The 14,498-nt window shown below is 57.2% G+C and carries 14 protein-coding genes; 11 read left to right on the top strand and 3 right to left on the bottom strand.

What is annotated here, in order from left to right; translation table 11 throughout:
• Nucleotides 1-2 precede the first annotated feature (2 nt).
• Nucleotides 3-980: a hypothetical protein gene (locus H650_RS12270; protein ID WP_020455518.1), complete on the top strand. Its 978-nt coding sequence runs from the start codon at nucleotides 3-5 to the stop codon at nucleotides 978-980.
• A 40-nt stretch (nucleotides 981-1,020) separates the two neighbouring features.
• Here H650_RS12270 and H650_RS12265 read toward each other — a convergent pair whose 3' ends face one another.
• Entirely contained in the window at nucleotides 1,021-1,743 is a 723-nt protein-coding gene (locus H650_RS12265) for an NUDIX hydrolase (protein WP_020455517.1), read from the bottom strand.
• 195 nt (nucleotides 1,744-1,938) lie between these two features.
• On the opposite strand from H650_RS12265, the gene prs reads away from it, so the two are divergent.
• The 10 genes from prs (at nucleotide 1,939) to mdcH (ending at nucleotide 11,562) form a co-directional block, all read left to right on the top strand.
• Nucleotides 1,939-2,799 (top strand): ribose-phosphate diphosphokinase, encoded by an 861-nt coding sequence (gene prs, locus H650_RS12260; protein ID WP_020455516.1) that lies wholly within the window; start codon nucleotides 1,939-1,941, stop codon nucleotides 2,797-2,799.
• 13 nt (nucleotides 2,800-2,812) lie between these two features.
• A complete protein-coding gene (locus tag H650_RS12255; protein ID WP_020455515.1) occupies nucleotides 2,813-4,303 on the top strand; it encodes a nicotinate phosphoribosyltransferase in 1,491 nt (496 codons plus the stop codon).
• A gap of 208 nt (nucleotides 4,304-4,511) precedes the next feature.
• Nucleotides 4,512-6,167 (top strand): malonate decarboxylase subunit alpha, encoded by a 1,656-nt coding sequence (gene mdcA / locus H650_RS12250; protein ID WP_020455514.1) that lies wholly within the window; start codon nucleotides 4,512-4,514, stop codon nucleotides 6,165-6,167.
• A complete protein-coding gene (locus H650_RS12245; protein WP_020455513.1) occupies nucleotides 6,167-7,024 on the top strand; it encodes a triphosphoribosyl-dephospho-CoA synthase in 858 nt (285 codons plus the stop codon). The genes mdcA and H650_RS12245 overlap by 1 nt, the downstream gene beginning before the upstream one ends.
• 9 nt (nucleotides 7,025-7,033) lie before the next feature.
• Nucleotides 7,034-7,333, top strand: a complete 300-nt coding sequence (gene mdcC, locus H650_RS12240; RefSeq protein ID WP_020455512.1) for a malonate decarboxylase acyl carrier protein — start codon at nucleotides 7,034-7,036, stop codon at nucleotides 7,331-7,333.
• Nucleotides 7,326-8,162: a biotin-independent malonate decarboxylase subunit beta gene (locus H650_RS12235; RefSeq protein WP_020455511.1), complete on the top strand. Its 837-nt coding sequence runs from the start codon at nucleotides 7,326-7,328 to the stop codon at nucleotides 8,160-8,162. Before mdcC ends, H650_RS12235 begins: the two co-directional genes overlap by 8 nt.
• Nucleotides 8,159-8,959 (top strand): biotin-independent malonate decarboxylase subunit gamma, encoded by an 801-nt coding sequence (gene mdcE, locus H650_RS12230; RefSeq protein ID WP_020455510.1) that lies wholly within the window; start codon nucleotides 8,159-8,161, stop codon nucleotides 8,957-8,959. Before H650_RS12235 ends, mdcE begins: the two co-directional genes overlap by 4 nt.
• Nucleotides 8,960-9,080: 121 nt before the next feature.
• Nucleotides 9,081-10,040, top strand: coding sequence for an AEC family transporter (locus H650_RS12225; protein WP_020455509.1), 960 nt, complete (start codon nucleotides 9,081-9,083; stop codon nucleotides 10,038-10,040).
• A 2-nt stretch (nucleotides 10,041-10,042) separates the two neighbouring features.
• Nucleotides 10,043-10,663, top strand: coding sequence for a malonate decarboxylase holo-ACP synthase (locus H650_RS12220; protein WP_020455508.1), 621 nt, complete (start codon nucleotides 10,043-10,045; stop codon nucleotides 10,661-10,663).
• Nucleotides 10,660-11,562 (top strand): malonate decarboxylase subunit epsilon, encoded by a 903-nt coding sequence (mdcH, locus tag H650_RS12215; RefSeq protein ID WP_020455507.1) that lies wholly within the window; start codon nucleotides 10,660-10,662, stop codon nucleotides 11,560-11,562. The genes H650_RS12220 and mdcH overlap by 4 nt, the downstream gene beginning before the upstream one ends.
• Here mdcH and H650_RS12210 read toward each other — a convergent pair.
• Together H650_RS12210 and H650_RS12205 are read right to left on the bottom strand one after the other, a co-directional pair.
• Nucleotides 11,546-12,490 (bottom strand): LysR family transcriptional regulator, encoded by a 945-nt coding sequence (locus H650_RS12210; protein WP_020455506.1) that lies wholly within the window; start codon nucleotides 12,488-12,490, stop codon nucleotides 11,546-11,548. The genes mdcH and H650_RS12210 overlap by 17 nt on opposite strands.
• A 27-nt stretch (nucleotides 12,491-12,517) precedes the next feature.
• Nucleotides 12,518-14,422: an ABC transporter ATP-binding protein gene (locus tag H650_RS12205; RefSeq protein WP_020455505.1), complete on the bottom strand. Its 1,905-nt coding sequence runs from the start codon at nucleotides 14,420-14,422 to the stop codon at nucleotides 12,518-12,520.
• Nucleotides 14,423-14,498 lie beyond the last annotated feature (76 nt).

The raw sequence follows: 14,498 nt of genomic DNA, 5'->3' as shown, positions 1-14,498 counted from the left end.
TTATGTTACAGAAATTACTCCTCCCCTTTGATCACATACGTGACAGCCGATGGATGCGCGTTTTTTTCCATTTGTTCATTTTCATTCTGGCAATGATGTTTCCCTCCTTCTTTAGTGCCATACCTACAGACGTCCAGCCCACGTTGCTGGAGAACGCACAGTGGAAAGGTGCATTAAGTACGCTGTACTGGTTTGCGTTCATCATCTTATGCAGGGGGCTTATTTACGATCGCTCCTCACTGGTTATGGGCATCATCGCTGGAACAATATGGTTATTTTTTGGTGATGCGGCAGCCATGCCTTTCTGGGCGGCAATAACAACGCTGGTTTTTCATTTTTGCCGAAGCCGACACAGTCTCATGAATGTTCATGGGTGGTATCTTTTCGTCGGCGTACTTATGTTTATGGCCTACCAAAAACTTTTTGTTTTCAACGTACCTCCCCTTTTCCTGATCCTGTATGGCCTGATGTTCGTTTCCCTCTTTTTAATAAAAAAATATGCGCAGTACATTGAAGTGCGTAACCAGCAGCGGCTCAAAATCAAACAAGCCCAGGTTAAGTTTGAAGAACAGCGCGAGCAGGAAGTAAAAAGTGCGTTGAGTAGGCAGATTTCTCGTCTGGAAGGCATCGGTCATCTACCTGTCGCATTAAAAAAAGAGCTGAACGTCATTACTAACACCGCGCGGTTAATTGAACTTTGTATGCAGAGAGATGAACGGGATGAACAGCCAGGACGGTTATTTCTTGAGCGTTATTTACCGATGGTCGAAACGATTGTTACTAAAGGACTCTCACTCTCCAACCAATTGAAAGAAGATCAGCAGCAACAGTCGCTTAACGAGCAACTGGAGGCGTTAAGAACGTTAGGTCTTGCCTTTCAGGAGAAGCACCAGGAGCTGTTAATAAACGATCAAACTGATTTAAAAACAGAACTCTCCACACTGGATAAAATGCTAAAAACCGACGGTTACCGCAAGTGACCCTCGTGTGGCGCCCGCACTTTTGCGGGTGCCGATCGCGTTACCCATCCGCCAATAAATTCCGCGAAAACAGATGTATGTCGACGCCTGGTTTGCGCCGCCATAAACGCGCTTTACGCGCGCCGGTCGCCACGCTTTCGCCGGTCTCTTCAAACATGCCGGAGGCTTCAAAGCGGCGAATCAAACTTTTACGCTGAATCGGCTGACCAAGGATTATCTCCGTCGCTTCCTGCAATTGCGCCTGGGTAAAGCTCTCTGGCAAACAGTAAACCGGCAGTAACGAATACATGGTTTTCTGCCGTAGCCGGTGCAGCGCCGCCTGAATAATTGCCCGATGATCAAAAGCCAGCTCAATGGTATCCAGCTCACTCACTGGCACCCATTTCGCATCGCTAACGCTTGCGATATGCGGCGCGCAGGAGACCCACGAAATCAGCGCAAACCAGGCGATGGTCAGGCTCCAGCCGCGCGGATCGCGCTGCGGCCCGGAAAAGGTATCCAACTGTTCCAGCCACGATGGGGAAACGCCGGTTTTTTCCGTCAGTTTGCGCAGCGCCGTGGCGCGCGTGGAATCATCCTGCGCCATATCGATAAACCCACCGGGCAATCCCCAGCGTCCTTGCTGCGGCTGGCTGGCTCGCTGAACCAATAACACGCAAAGCACCTGCTGATGCAGCGTAAACAGCACGCTATCCACCGTCACCAGCGGTGAGGGGAAACGGCTGGCATCATACGTTTTCAGATACTCTGCTTCACTGATCATCGCTTACTCGCTCCTTTTTACACGCCACAAGTTTATCAGCCTGCCCTGGTGCGGCAAGTTAACTTTTATCTGATTAATTTTCAAAGAGTTAACGATTTAATTTATGAATACACAAAAAAATACTTGCCTCATAAGTGTCTTATGGACAATATTAAAAGTGTCTAAGGGACATTAATCATTGCGTCGAGGTGAAAGATGGCGAGCAGAATCGAATTATTCATTGATAACGAGCAGGTTGCACTGAGCCATGGCGTTTTTCCGGACGGAGCTGTCTGGCTCAAAGTGACCGGTAAACTTCCTTCATTCGGCCAGCAGATGCGGGTGCGTGTTGCGGCGATGCGCGATATGAACGACTTTATGCTGCTGGCACAACTGGTGGACGCCGTTCGTCACGCCGCTTATATCGCGGTGAGCCATCTGGAGCTGGCGTGGTTGCCATGGGCGCGTCAGGACAGGCATATGGTGCCCGGCGACAGCTTCGCGCTGAAAGTGTTCGCCAACTTCCTCAACACACTCAATTTCAACAAAGTTTTTGTAATCGACCCGCACAGCGACGCCGCTGCCGCAGCCATCACTAACTGCGTGGCTATTGCGCAGGAAAGCTGCTTAATGCAGAGCGAAACCCTGCGTCGCGCCATTGGCAAAGGCGAGCTGATGCTGGTCGCGCCGGATGCCGGTGCGCTGAAGAAAATCCATAACGTGGCAAAAGCCAGTGGCGCGCAAGAGTACGCCATCCTCACTAAAGAGCGTGATGTCGCCACCGGAAACCTGACCGGCTTTGCGCTGGTGGCTGGTGATGTGGCGGGAAAAGATGTGCTGATTGTTGACGACCTTTGCGATGCAGGCGGCACATTTATTGGTTCAGCCCAGGTGTTGCGCGATGCCGGCGCCCGCAGCGTTAGCTTGTATGTCACGCACGGTGTCTTTTCCAAAGGGGTTGAGAACCTGCTCAATAACGGTATCGACGCGATTTACACCACCACATCTTTCACCTCGCCTGCGCTTGCGGATCCGCGAGTTGAACTGATCGACATTGACGCTATTTTTCGCGCCTGAGGGAGACAACATCATGAATATCAATCCGATTCTGGCTATCGACGGTTACAAAGTTTCACACCGCGTGCAGTACCCGCAGGGGACAACGCAGGTTTACTCCAATTTCACGCCGCGCAGCGACCGCTTTTTCCAGTCGCCGGTAGCCGACGGCAAGCTGGTGTTCTTTGGTCTGCAGGGTTTCCTGAAGTGGTTTATGGTCGATCTGTTCAACGACAGCTTTTTTGCCCGCCCGGAAGAGGAAGTCGTTAACGAATACAAGCAGGTGATGGATAACTATCTCGGCAGGGACGCCGTGGCGGTCGATCACATTCGCGCGCTGCACCGTTTGGGCTATCTGCCGCTGCACATTAAATCGCTGGATGAAGGCAGCAAAGTGCCGATGAAAGTGCCGGTTCTGACCATTACCAATACCCAGGATGAGTTTTTCTGGCTGGTGAACTACCTGGAAACGGTGCTTTCCGCCGAGCTGTGGAAAGCCTCCACCAATGCCACCATTGCGCACCACTACCGGAAAATTTGCGAACAATGGGCGGCAAAGACCTGCACGGATTTGTCGCACCTCGATTTCCAGTGCCACGACTTCTCGTTTCGCGGCATGGCTGGCCTGCATGATACGGCGCAGGCGGGCGCGGGGCATTTACTGAGTTTTAAAGGCACCGACAGCATTCCCTCACTACTGTATGCCCGCGATCACTATACCGATGGAGATGCGTATTTTATTGGTGCCAGCATTCCGGCGACCGAGCACAGCGTGATGTGCATGGGCGAACACGACCACGAAATCGAAACGTTCCGCCGTCTGATTGCCGACATCTACCCGCAGGGATTTGTTTCTATCGTCTCCGATACCTGGGACTATTGGCGTGTACTGACGGAATATACCCGCGAACTGAAACAGATCATTCTGGGCCGTGACGGGCGCGTGGTGTTCCGTCCGGACAGCGGTGATCCGGTAGAGATCCTTTGTGGTACAGGCGCGGATGATGACACGCGGGCAGAACGTAGCCCGGAGGAGAAAGGCTCGGTCGAAGTGCTGTGGGAAATCTTTGGCGGCACGGTCAATGAGAAGGGCTACAAAGTGCTGGATCCGCATGTCGGCCTGATTTACGGCGACTCCATTACCCTGGCGCGCGCCAATGAGATCCTGCGTCGTCTGGAAGCCAAAGGCTTCGCCAGCTCTAACGTGGTGTTCGGCGTCGGCTCGTTTACCTATCAGTACAACACCCGTGACACCTTTGGTTTTGCGATGAAAGCGACCTGGGGCGCGGTCAACGGTGAAGGGCGGATGATCTTCAAAGAGCCGAAAACCGATAACGGTCTGAAACGCTCGGCGCGCGGGTTATTGCGCGTGGATCGCGATGCGCAAGGCGAACTGCAACTGCACGATGAGCAGAGCTGGGAGCAGGAAAAAGGCGGGGAGCTGAAAACCCGCTTCCTCGACGGCAAGCTCTACCAGACCGAACATTTTGAACAGATTCGCCAGCGCCTGGCGAACCAGCGTTAATCCTCAGCTGGCGGTACGCTCGTACCGCCAGCGCCATAAACCTTTCTTTCGATGTCGAAATTGACGCACATCACAATTACTTTCCTTTGATTATTACTCTCAGGCTAATGATTTAGCCGCCTCCTTAATTGATGACTTTCTCATCACGGCGCACACTGAGCTCAGTGTTAAGCAAGTCAAAATGATGAGCTGAATCAGGAGGTTAATAATGTTATCTGGGCAAACGCCAGCACAGGTATGGAACACGCGGCGCAGCGAGAAACAGCGCCGCCTGGCGTCCATTCCCGTGCAGGGCAAGGTACTGCCGACCGGCGACCTTGTCGCCATGCTGGAAAAGCTGATTGCACCGGGCGACCGTGTGGTGCTGGAAGGGAACAACCAAAAACAGGCGGATTTCCTCTCGCGAACACTTGCCGAAGTCAATCCGCAGAAAGTCCACGACCTGCATATGATTATGCCGAGCGTCGGGCGCAGCGAACATCTGGATATTTTTGAAAAGGGCATTGCCCGCAAGCTGGATTTCTCCTTCTCCGGCACCCAGAGTCTGCGCATCTCGCAACTGCTGGAAGATGGCCTGCTGGAAATCGGCGCGATCCATACTTACATCGAACTTTACTCCCGCCTGTACGTTGACCTGTGTCCGAATGTGGCGCTGATTGCCGGTTATAAAGCGGACCGCAAAGGCAACCTTTACACCGGCCCAAGTACGGAAGATACCCCGGCGCTGGTGGAAGCCGCCGCCTTCCGCGACGGCATCGTTATCGCCCAGGTCAATGAGTTGGTGGATGACGAATGTGACCTGCCGCGTGTTGATATCCCCGGTTCCTGGATCGACTACGTAGTGGTCGCCGACAAACCGTTCTTTATCGAGCCGCTGTTTACCCGCGACCCGCGCCTCATCAAGCAAGAACACATTCTGATGGCGATGATGGCGATCAAAGGCATCTACGCCGAGCATCAGGTGCAGTCGCTCAACCACGGTATCGGCTTTAACACCGCGGCGATTGAATTGCTGCTGCCGACCTACGGTGAGCAGCTCGGCCTGAAAGGCAAAATCTGCAAACACTGGACGCTGAACCCGCACCCGACGCTGATCCCGGCGATTGAAAGCGGCTGGGTGGAAAGTGTGCACTGCTTCGGCGGCGAGTTGGGGATGGAAGAGTACATCCGTGCCCGCCCGGACGTGTTCTTCACCGGTTCCGACGGCTCCATGCGTTCTAACCGCGCGTTCTGCCAGTTAGCGGGTCAGTACGCGGTCGATATGTTTATCGGCTCGACGTTACAAGTCGATGGCCTGGCAAACTCCTCGACCGTGACGCGCGGTCGTCTCTCGGGCTTTGGTGGTGCGCCAAATATGGGCCATGACCCGCACGGTCGCCGCCACGCAACACCGGCCTGGCTGAACATGATCACCGAACCTGACCCGATGCAGCGCGGTAAAAAACTGGTGGTGCAGATGGTGGAAACTTTCCAGGCCGGTGCGAAACCCACCTTTGTGGAAAAACTCGACGCCGTGGACGTGGCGAAAACCTCCGGCATGCCGCTGGCTCCGGTAATGATTTATGGCGATGACGTGACGCACGTGCTGACCGAAGAGGGGATTGCTTATCTCTATCGCGCTGAAAGCCTTGAAGAGCGCCGGGCGATGGTCGCGGCGGTGGCGGGGATCACCGATATCGGTCTGGGCGTTGACGCCAAACGTGTCGCCCAGCTTCGCCAGAGCAGCAAAGTGGTCTACCCGGAAGATATGGGCATTCGCCGCACAGACGCCACCCGTTCACTGCTGGCTGCCAGCAGCGTAGCGGATCTGGTGGAGTGGTCCGGCGGACTGTACAACCCACCTGCGAAATTCCGGAGCTGGTAATGAAACTTCTGCCACGGATTGACGCTGAAGGCGGTGCCGAATGGTTGGCGCGAACCGCCACACTGTGTCTGATTGACGAAGCACGATTAAGCCCGAAGCCCGGTCTGGTGGACAGCCGGGGGAACGGCGCGCATCACGATTTAACGCTCGAACTGATGGAGCGTTCCGCGCATAGCCTGACCCCCACGTTTCAGGCGCTGGCGCAACAAAGCTGGCGGCGGCCAGCGGATGTGGCGCTCAGACAAACCATTGGGCGATTAGGTCGGGAAGGTGAGCAGCAGATGATGGCGGCCACCGGTGGCGTGAATACTCATCGCGGCGCGATCTGGGCATTGGGGCTGCTGGTGAGCGCAGTCGCCATGTCGGGCGGTAGCGCACCGGCACAGGCGATTGCCGCCACGGCCGCGAAGCTGGCGCAACTGCCGGATGACGCAGCGCCGAAGCTCTTCAGCAAAGGGCTGCGCGCCACGCACCGTTACCGGGTGCCGGGCGCGCGCGAGGAGGCGCAACAAGGCTTTCCGCACATCATCAAGCTGGCGCTGCCGCAGTTGCAGCACAGCCGCCAGCGCGGCAGCAACGAAGCGCAGGCCAGGCTTGATGCGCTGATGGCCATCATGACCTCGCTCAGCGATACCTGCGTGCTTTCCCGCGCGGGTCTGGAGGGGCTGGATGCGATGCGCCAGGGCGCGAGCGCGGTGCTGCAAGCCGGGGGCGTTGCGTCGAAGGCCGGTCAGCAAGCGTTAGCCGAACTGGATGCGCGGATGCTGGCGCTGAACGCGTCGCCGGGCGGCGCGGCAGATTTACTCGCGGCGACACTGTTTCTCGATCGCATGACCACGCCTTATTTAGCGAATTAAGAGGAAGTTATGGAACACATTACGATAACCGTGCCTGCTGGCCGCGCATTACGCGGTAAAGCGCTGGCGGGCGTTGTGGGCTCCGGGGATATGGAGGTGTTATTCACCGCCGACCAGGGGCAAACACTGACAATTGAGATCACCACCTCCGTGGATAACAGCCGTGGACGCTGGGAAGCGTTGTTCAACCGTCTCGGTCTGGTAAGCACGCTGCCTGCGGGCCAGCTTGTGATCCACGATTTCGGCGCGACGCCCGGTGTGGCGCGCATCCGTATCGAACAGGTATTCGAAGAGGTGAGCTATGCGTGACGATCGCAGTTTTATCGAACTCAAAGCGCGCCAGCGCGCACAGGCACTGCTTGATGATGGCAGCTACCGCGAATTGCTGGATCCGTTTGAAGGCATTATTTCGCCGTGGTTAGGCCCGCAGGGCATTGTGCCGCAGGCCGATGACGGCATGGTGGTCGCCAAAGGCACCATCAACGGTCAGCCGGCGGTTGTGGTGGCGATTGAAGGCGCGTTCCAGGGCGGCAGCATGGGCGAAGTTTCCGGCGCGAAAATGGCGGCGGCACTTGAGCTGGCGGCGGAAGATAACCGTAACGGCATCCCGACTCAGGCGGTGCTGTGCCTCGAAACCGGCGGCGTGCGCTTGCAGGAAGCCAACCTTGGGTTGGCGGCGATTGCCGATATTCACGCGGCGATTGTTGACCTGCGCCGTTACACGCCGGTTATCGGCATCGTTGCCGGTACGGTTGGCTGCTTCGGCGGGATGTCTATCGCCGCTGCGCTCTGTAGCTACCTGATTGTGACGCGCGAAGCCCGTCTTGGTCTGAACGGCCCGCAGGTTATCGAACAGGAAGCCGGGATTGAAGAGTACGACTCCCGCGACCGTCCGTTTATCTGGAGCATGACCGGCGGCGATGTGCGTTATCGCAGCGGGCTGGTGGATGCGCTGGTCGGCGATGGCATCCAAGCGGTGAAACAGGCGATGAATGAGGCGATTGCCAAAGGCGTACCGGCCAAACATCGCACCGATAACTACGACGATTACCTGCAACGTCTGACCCACTTCGACACCCGCAAACAAGCGGATGCCGAACAGATCAGCGCGTTGTTTGCCGGGGAGGGGAAAGCATGAGTACGACAGTAAGCCGCGGCGCGTTATGGCTGGAAAAACTGGCGCCGAATGCAACACGTCTGAGCGGGCTGTGCCCGTCTGTACAGGCAGCCGATGGCAAGGTTAATGGCGAAGCGGTGCGTTTCATTGCCGTGGTGCCGGATGCCAACAACCATTATCCGCGTGCGGCAAAAGGTGAAGTTGGTCTGCTGGAGGGCTGGACGCTGGCGAAAGTGGTGAGCGAAACCATTGCCGCCGATGCCAACAACAGCGTGAAGCGCCCAATCATTGCGGTGATTGATGTGCCAAGCCAGGCCTATGGTCGTCGTGAAGAAGCCTTTGGTATTCACCAGGCGCTAGCCGGTGCGGCTGCGGCTTACGCCAATGCGCGGCTGGCGGGGCATCCGGTGATTGGTTTGATCGTCGGTAAAGCGATGTCCGGGGCGTTTCTGGCCCACGGCTACCAGGCGAACCGCCTGATCGCCTTTAACGATGCCGGTGTGCTGATCCACGCCATGGGCAAAGAGTCGGCGGCGCGCATTACCTTGCGTACCGTGGAAGCGCTGGAAAAACTGGCGGCCACCATTCCGCCGATGGCTTATGACATCAGTAACTACGCGACACTGGGGCTGCTTGCCGATCTGCTGAACATCAGCAACCCGGACGCGCCGTCAGACGCCGACCTGGCGCAGGTGCAGAGCACCTTACACCAGGCCATCAACGACGCTCGTCAGGACACCACGTTGAAAAACCGTCTGGGTGCCGACAACCGCCGCAGCTCCGCTCTTGTGCGCGAACGCATGAAAGCGAGCTGGTAAGTAAAAAGAAACCTGCCAGATAGCAACGCATGGGCGCGCACGCCGCGCTCATGCGCTACTGAAAATAATAACCATCGCGCTAGTGCTATTTCTTTTCCTTTTAAAGGCTTACAGGTGATTTATGACTTACGTAATTGTTCATGCCCTCGCACCGATATTTGTCATCATGTTGCTGGGTTTCTGGGCGGGAAAGGCCAAAATGGTCGACAACAAAAACGTTTCCCTGCTGAATATCTTTGTAATGGATTTTGCTCTGCCCGCTGCGCTGTTTAGCGCTACCGTGCAGACGCCGTGGACCGGGATCATCGCGCAGTCACCGCTGATTCTGGTGCTGACCCTCTCCATGTGGATTACCTATGCCGCCATCTATTTTCTGGCGACCTCGGTTTTCAAAAAATCGCCGCAGGATGCCGCCGTACTGACGCTGACTGTCGCGCTGCCGAACTACGCCGCGCTCGGCCTGCCAATTCTGGGCAGCGTGCTGGGTGAAGGCCCGTCGACATCGCTCTCCGTTGCAGTTTCCATCGCCTGTGGTTCCGTGCTGATGACGCCGTTCTGCTTACTGATCCTTGAGCGTGAAAAAGCGCGAGCCGCGGGTGACAACACCGGTTCTACGCTGGGCATGCTGCCGGTACTGATGTGGCGCTCGGTGAAAAAACCGATTGTCTGGGGGCCGCTGCTGGGCGTGGTGCTCTCCGCTATCGGTATCAAAATGCCGGAACTGGTACTGGCATCCATCAAACCGCTTGGTCTCGCTGCGACGGCTGCGGCGCTGTTCCTGACCGGTGTGATCCTCTCGGCGCGAAAACTGGCGATTAATACCATGGTTATTTCTGCCACCATCACCAAACTGCTGATCCAACCAGCGATTGCGTGGGGGATTGTGCTGGTGTTGGGTCTGCACGGTTCGGTGGCAATCACCGCTATCCTGATGATTGCCCTGGCGGCAGGTTTCTTCGGTGTGGTATTTGGTAACCGCTTTGGCGTGCAATCGCCGGATGCAGAAGCCGTGCTGCTGTTGAGCTCTGTGCTCTGTATCCTGTCGCTGCCGCTGTTTATCTCGCTGACTTCAGGAATGTAATCATGACCGCAACATTACGCCCGCACGATCTGCTCTGGCTTCGCGCACAAGATGCGCTGGAAGGGGTAACCGAACCCTGGGTCGCAGAGATCTGGCACGCCGGTTTACCGGTGGTGGTGCGGCGTGATGTTGCCCAAAACGGACGCATCCCCGTTGGCGTGCGCGGCCTGCGCCGCGACCAGCGCGCGGCGGGGTGGGTAAAGCCTGAACAGGTTATCCGTGTGGTCTCACCCGAACAACTGGTCGCACCGCAAGAACTGCCGCGTTCGCCGTTTATCTCCCAGCCGCCGGTACAACTGGCGCTGCAACTGGCGCAGTTTAGCTGGCCGTGGACGTGGGGAGTGACCGGCAGCAGCGGTTATGCGCTGGCGACCGGCATTCCGGTTATCCATGCGACCAGCGATCTCGACGTGCTGATCCGCGCGCCGGAACCGCTCTCCACCCGTGATCTGGCCCGTTGGCAACAGCAGCTTAGCGGCGGGCTTTGCCGGGCGGATACCCAGGTGGAAACGCCGAACGGCGGCTTTGCCTTAGCCGAGTGGCTGCGTGACGGGCGGGTGATGCTGAAAACCAACCACGGGCCGCGTATGGTGAGCGATCCGTGGCAAAGGGAGGATTCATGAAAATCATCTTTACTTTTCCGGGGCAGGGGACACAACGCCCGGGAATGTTACAAGCGCTTCCCGGCAGTGAAATGGACCAGGCCCGCGACCTGTTGGGCGCGGAGATCGACACCCTCGATACCGCCGAATCGCTAAAGCATACCCGCGCGGTACAACTGGCGCTGCTGATTGCCGGTGTCGCCTGGGCGCGCGAATTACAGCGGCGGGGCGTGCAAGCGGATATCACCAGCGGCCTGTCGATTGGCGCGTATCCGGCGGCGGTCGTGGCCGGCGCGCTCGATTTTCAGGATGCGCTGCGCCTGGTGGCCTTGCGTGGTGATTTGATGGAACAGGCGTATCCGCATGGTTACGGGCTGACGGCGATCATGGGGCTGACGTTGCCTACGGTGGAAACGCTGATCGAAGGCAGCGGATCCTATATCGCTAATCTCAATGCCGAAACGCAGATTGTTATTGCCGGCAGCGATGAGGCGATGGCGCAGGTGGCGCAACGGGCATTAGCAAAAGGGGCCAGCAAGGCGCAGCGCCTCGCGGTCAGCGTACCTTCCCACTGTGCATTGCTGGAAAAACCCGCCGAAAAACTGGCGCAGGCGTTTGCAGATGTGACGCTCCGCCGCCCGCAGTGCGCTTATTTAAGCGGTAGCACCGGGCGCGTGTTATGGCAGCCGGAGAAAATCGCTGACGATCTGGCGTGGAACATGGCGCGCACCGTGCGCTGGCAGGAGGCGGTCGTTGCCGCTAATGAACGTGACGCGCGGCTGGCAATTGAAATGCCGCCGGGCGGTATTCTGACCTGCCTGACCCGGCAAGCCGCGTGGAACGGCGAAAGCATTTCGCTGGAGCGCAGCGGTGTGGAGGTGGCGGTACATCTGGCGAATCGCCTCAGGATGCAGGCGTAATGTTTTCTTGCAGGCTGCGGGCGTACATGCGGCCTTCCGCCGCCAGCGCCAGCAAGTTGGGATCGCGCTCGCGATTGCGGGAAAAGACAATGGCGATCAACTGCTGCATTTGATACGGCTCGGCGAGGCGCAACATTTGCACTGATCCTTCGTAGACTTTCTTCATTCTTCCCGGTATCAGCGTAAAGCCGACGCCCGCCTGCACCAGGCTCAGCATAGAGAAGATGTCATTGACGCGGGTGACAATTTCCGGCTCAAAACCGGCAATATGAAACGCTTCCTGAAAACCGGCATAGGTGGCGAAGCCTTCGGCCAGCGAGACAAATTTTTGCGTGCGGTAGTCGCGCAGATCGGCCAGCGTATCGGTTTCAAGCGTTGCGCTCGCCGGTGCGGCAAGGAAGATGTCGTCATGAAACAGCGGCAGAACTTCGAGGTTGTTGCGGTCGATTTCGCTTTCTGAAATGGAGATCAAAATCGCGTCGAGCCTGCCTTCCTCAAGCATCTGCAACAGCGCTTCGTTTGAGCCCATCGTCAGATCCATCTCCAGATCCGGACGCCGCAATTTCATTCCCATTATCAGCCGCGGTACGGTTTCCAGCGTCAGGGAGTAGAGCGTGCCAACGCGCAACCGCCCCTGGCCAACGCCGGCAGTTTTACGCGCCTCATCCAGCCCACGCTCCATTAACTGCGTCACTTCCTGGCAATACTCCAGCAGCGTCCACGCGGCAGGCAGCGGGATGAGGTTACGGCCTTTGTGGGCAAACAGCGGGCAACGGACATTTTCTTCCAGCGTGTGCAGCGCACGGTGTACGCTCACGCCGCTGAGATTGAGCGCTTCGGCGGCGCGCGCAATATTGCCTTTTTCCATAAAGGCCATGAAGATGCCCAGCTTGCGAAACGTAATGTCGTTGGTGATATCCAGATTCATAAGCTCTCCCGCCGCCGTTGTTGCGTGTTACTCCCCTTGCAACATGGCTTCCAGTTGCTCGTGCGCTTCCAGCCAGGCCATCTCGCACGCTTCGAGGCCCGATTTTGCCGCCGCCTGCTGTTGCAGACAGGCGGTGAGCTCTGCTTTACGGCTTTGATCGTAAAGCCCGCTGTCACCGAGTTTCTCTTCGGCCTGAGCAAGCTGAGCGTTGAGTTTTTCCATCTCTTTTTCCAGCCGGGCAATCTCTTTTCGCAGCGGCTGAGTTTGCGTGCGCAGCTCGGCTTCCCGGCGCTTCTGATCTTTGCGCGCCTGAGCGCTGTTGGCGCTCTCTTTTACCGTATCCGCAGGCTGGCTCTCCTGTTTTTGCACGTCGCTCAGCCACTGCTGATAATCTTCCAGATCGCCTTCGAACGGCTCTACTTTGCCGTCGTGCACCAGGTAGAGATCGTCTGTGGTGGAGCGAATCAGGTGGCGGTCATGCGACACGACCACTAACGCGCCTTCAAACTCAATCAGCGCTTCGGTCAGTGCCTGGCGCATATCGAGATCGAGGTGGTTGGTCGGTTCATCGAGCAGCAGCAGGTTTGGACGCTGCCAGACGATCAATGCCAGCACCAGACGCGCTTTTTCCCCGCCGGAGAAGCGTTCGGTTATTTCCGTGACTTTATCGCCCTGGAAACCAAAGCCGCCCAGGTAATCGCGCAGTTTCTGCTCCAGCTCCTGCGGTGCGAGGCGCGCCAGGTGCTGCAACGGCGACTCGTCGGCGCGTAAAAATTCCAGTTGATGCTGGGCGAAGTAACCGAGCTTAATACCTTTCGCCAGCCCGATTTCACCGCTCTGCGCCGCCAGTTCACCGGCCAGCAGTTTGATAAGCGTGGATTTACCTGCGCCGTTACGCCCCAGCAGGCCAATGCGCGAACCCGGCACCAGGTTGAGCTTAATAGCGTTCAGAATGGTGCGATCGCCGTAACCGGCGCTCACTTTTTCCATCTTTAATAGCGGGTTAGGCAGACTTTCCGGCGGGCGGAAGCTGAAGTGGAACGGGTTATCAACATGCGCCGGGGCAATCAGCTCCATACGCTCAAGCATTTTGATACGGCTTTGTGCCTGCTTCGCCTTGCTGGCTTTCGCTTTGAAGCGGTCGATAAAACTTTGCAGATGGGCAACGCGCTGCTGCTGGCTTTCGTAAGTGGCCTGCTGCTGAGCAAGGCGTGTGGCGCGCTGGCGCTCAAACGAGCTGTAGTTGCCGGTATATTCGAACAGGTTTTGCTGCTCAATATGCAGAATTTTGTCCACCACCGGATCGAGGAAATCGCGGTCGTGGGAAATCAGGATCAGCGTTCCCTGGTAGCTTTTCAGCCATTTTTCCAGCCAGATCACCGCATCGAGATCGAGGTGGTTGGTCGGTTCATCAAGCAGCAGTAAGTCGGAGCGGCAAATCAGCGCCTGCGCGAGGTTTAAACGCATACGCCAGCCACCGGAGAAGTCGCTTACCGGGCGCTCCAGTTGCTCGTTGCTGAAACCCAGACCGTGCAGCAGACTGGATGCGCGCGCGCGAATGGTCCACGCGTCGATGGCGTCGAGCTTTCCGTGCACGGTGGCGATGGCGTGACCATCGTTACGTTCGTTGGCGGCGTTCAGTTCGGCTTCAAGCTGGCGGTATTCGCGATCGCCATCGATTACATAGTCTATAGCCGCTTCATTCAGCGCTGGCGTTTCCTGGTTCACCCATGCCAGTTGCCAGGTGCCGGGAAACGTGAAGCTGCCGCCGTCGGCACCGATCTCGTTTTTCAATAGCGACAGCAGCGTTGATTTGCCGCAGCCGTTTTTACCCACCAGGCCTACTTTCTGGCCCGGGTTAATGGTGGCTGTGGCGTTATCCAGCAGGACACGCACGCCGCGACGAATTTGTAACGAGGAGAAAACAATCATAAGGCGCCGTATGTTCAGACTATGTTAATTTGTCATTATGATAATGTAAGAGTGCGGCCAAAAGACGCACCGGGGC

Source organism: Enterobacter sp. R4-368, assembly GCF_000410515.1.
In the GTDB taxonomy this organism is placed as follows: domain Bacteria; phylum Pseudomonadota; class Gammaproteobacteria; order Enterobacterales; family Enterobacteriaceae; genus Kosakonia.
This window is presented reverse-complemented; position numbering and strand designations above follow the sequence as displayed.

Excerpts from the sequence above, each read along its gene's own strand:
- mdcE (WP_020455510.1), top strand. The coding sequence starts at position 8,159 with ATGAGTACGACAGTAAGCCGCGGCGCGTTATGGCTGGAAAAACTGGCG.
- H650_RS12265 (WP_020455517.1), bottom strand. The coding sequence starts at position 1,743 with ATGATCAGTGAAGCAGAGTATCTGAAAACGTATGATGCCAGCCGTTTC.
- mdcA (WP_020455514.1), top strand. The coding sequence starts at position 4,512 with ATGTTATCTGGGCAAACGCCAGCACAGGTATGGAACACGCGGCGCAGC.
- H650_RS12210 (WP_020455506.1), bottom strand. The coding sequence starts at position 12,490 with ATGAATCTGGATATCACCAACGACATTACGTTTCGCAAGCTGGGCATC.
- H650_RS12245 (WP_020455513.1), top strand. The coding sequence starts at position 6,167 with ATGAAACTTCTGCCACGGATTGACGCTGAAGGCGGTGCCGAATGGTTG.
- mdcC (WP_020455512.1), top strand. The coding sequence starts at position 7,034 with ATGGAACACATTACGATAACCGTGCCTGCTGGCCGCGCATTACGCGGT.
- H650_RS12255 (WP_020455515.1), top strand. The coding sequence starts at position 2,813 with ATGAATATCAATCCGATTCTGGCTATCGACGGTTACAAAGTTTCACAC.
- H650_RS12225 (WP_020455509.1), top strand. The coding sequence starts at position 9,081 with ATGACTTACGTAATTGTTCATGCCCTCGCACCGATATTTGTCATCATG.
- H650_RS12235 (WP_020455511.1), top strand. The coding sequence starts at position 7,326 with ATGCGTGACGATCGCAGTTTTATCGAACTCAAAGCGCGCCAGCGCGCA.
- H650_RS12205 (WP_020455505.1), bottom strand. The coding sequence starts at position 14,422 with ATGATTGTTTTCTCCTCGTTACAAATTCGTCGCGGCGTGCGTGTCCTG.
- H650_RS12220 (WP_020455508.1), top strand. The coding sequence starts at position 10,043 with ATGACCGCAACATTACGCCCGCACGATCTGCTCTGGCTTCGCGCACAA.
- mdcH (WP_020455507.1), top strand. The coding sequence starts at position 10,660 with ATGAAAATCATCTTTACTTTTCCGGGGCAGGGGACACAACGCCCGGGA.
- H650_RS12270 (WP_020455518.1), top strand. The coding sequence starts at position 3 with ATGTTACAGAAATTACTCCTCCCCTTTGATCACATACGTGACAGCCGA.
- prs (WP_020455516.1), top strand. The coding sequence starts at position 1,939 with ATGGCGAGCAGAATCGAATTATTCATTGATAACGAGCAGGTTGCACTG.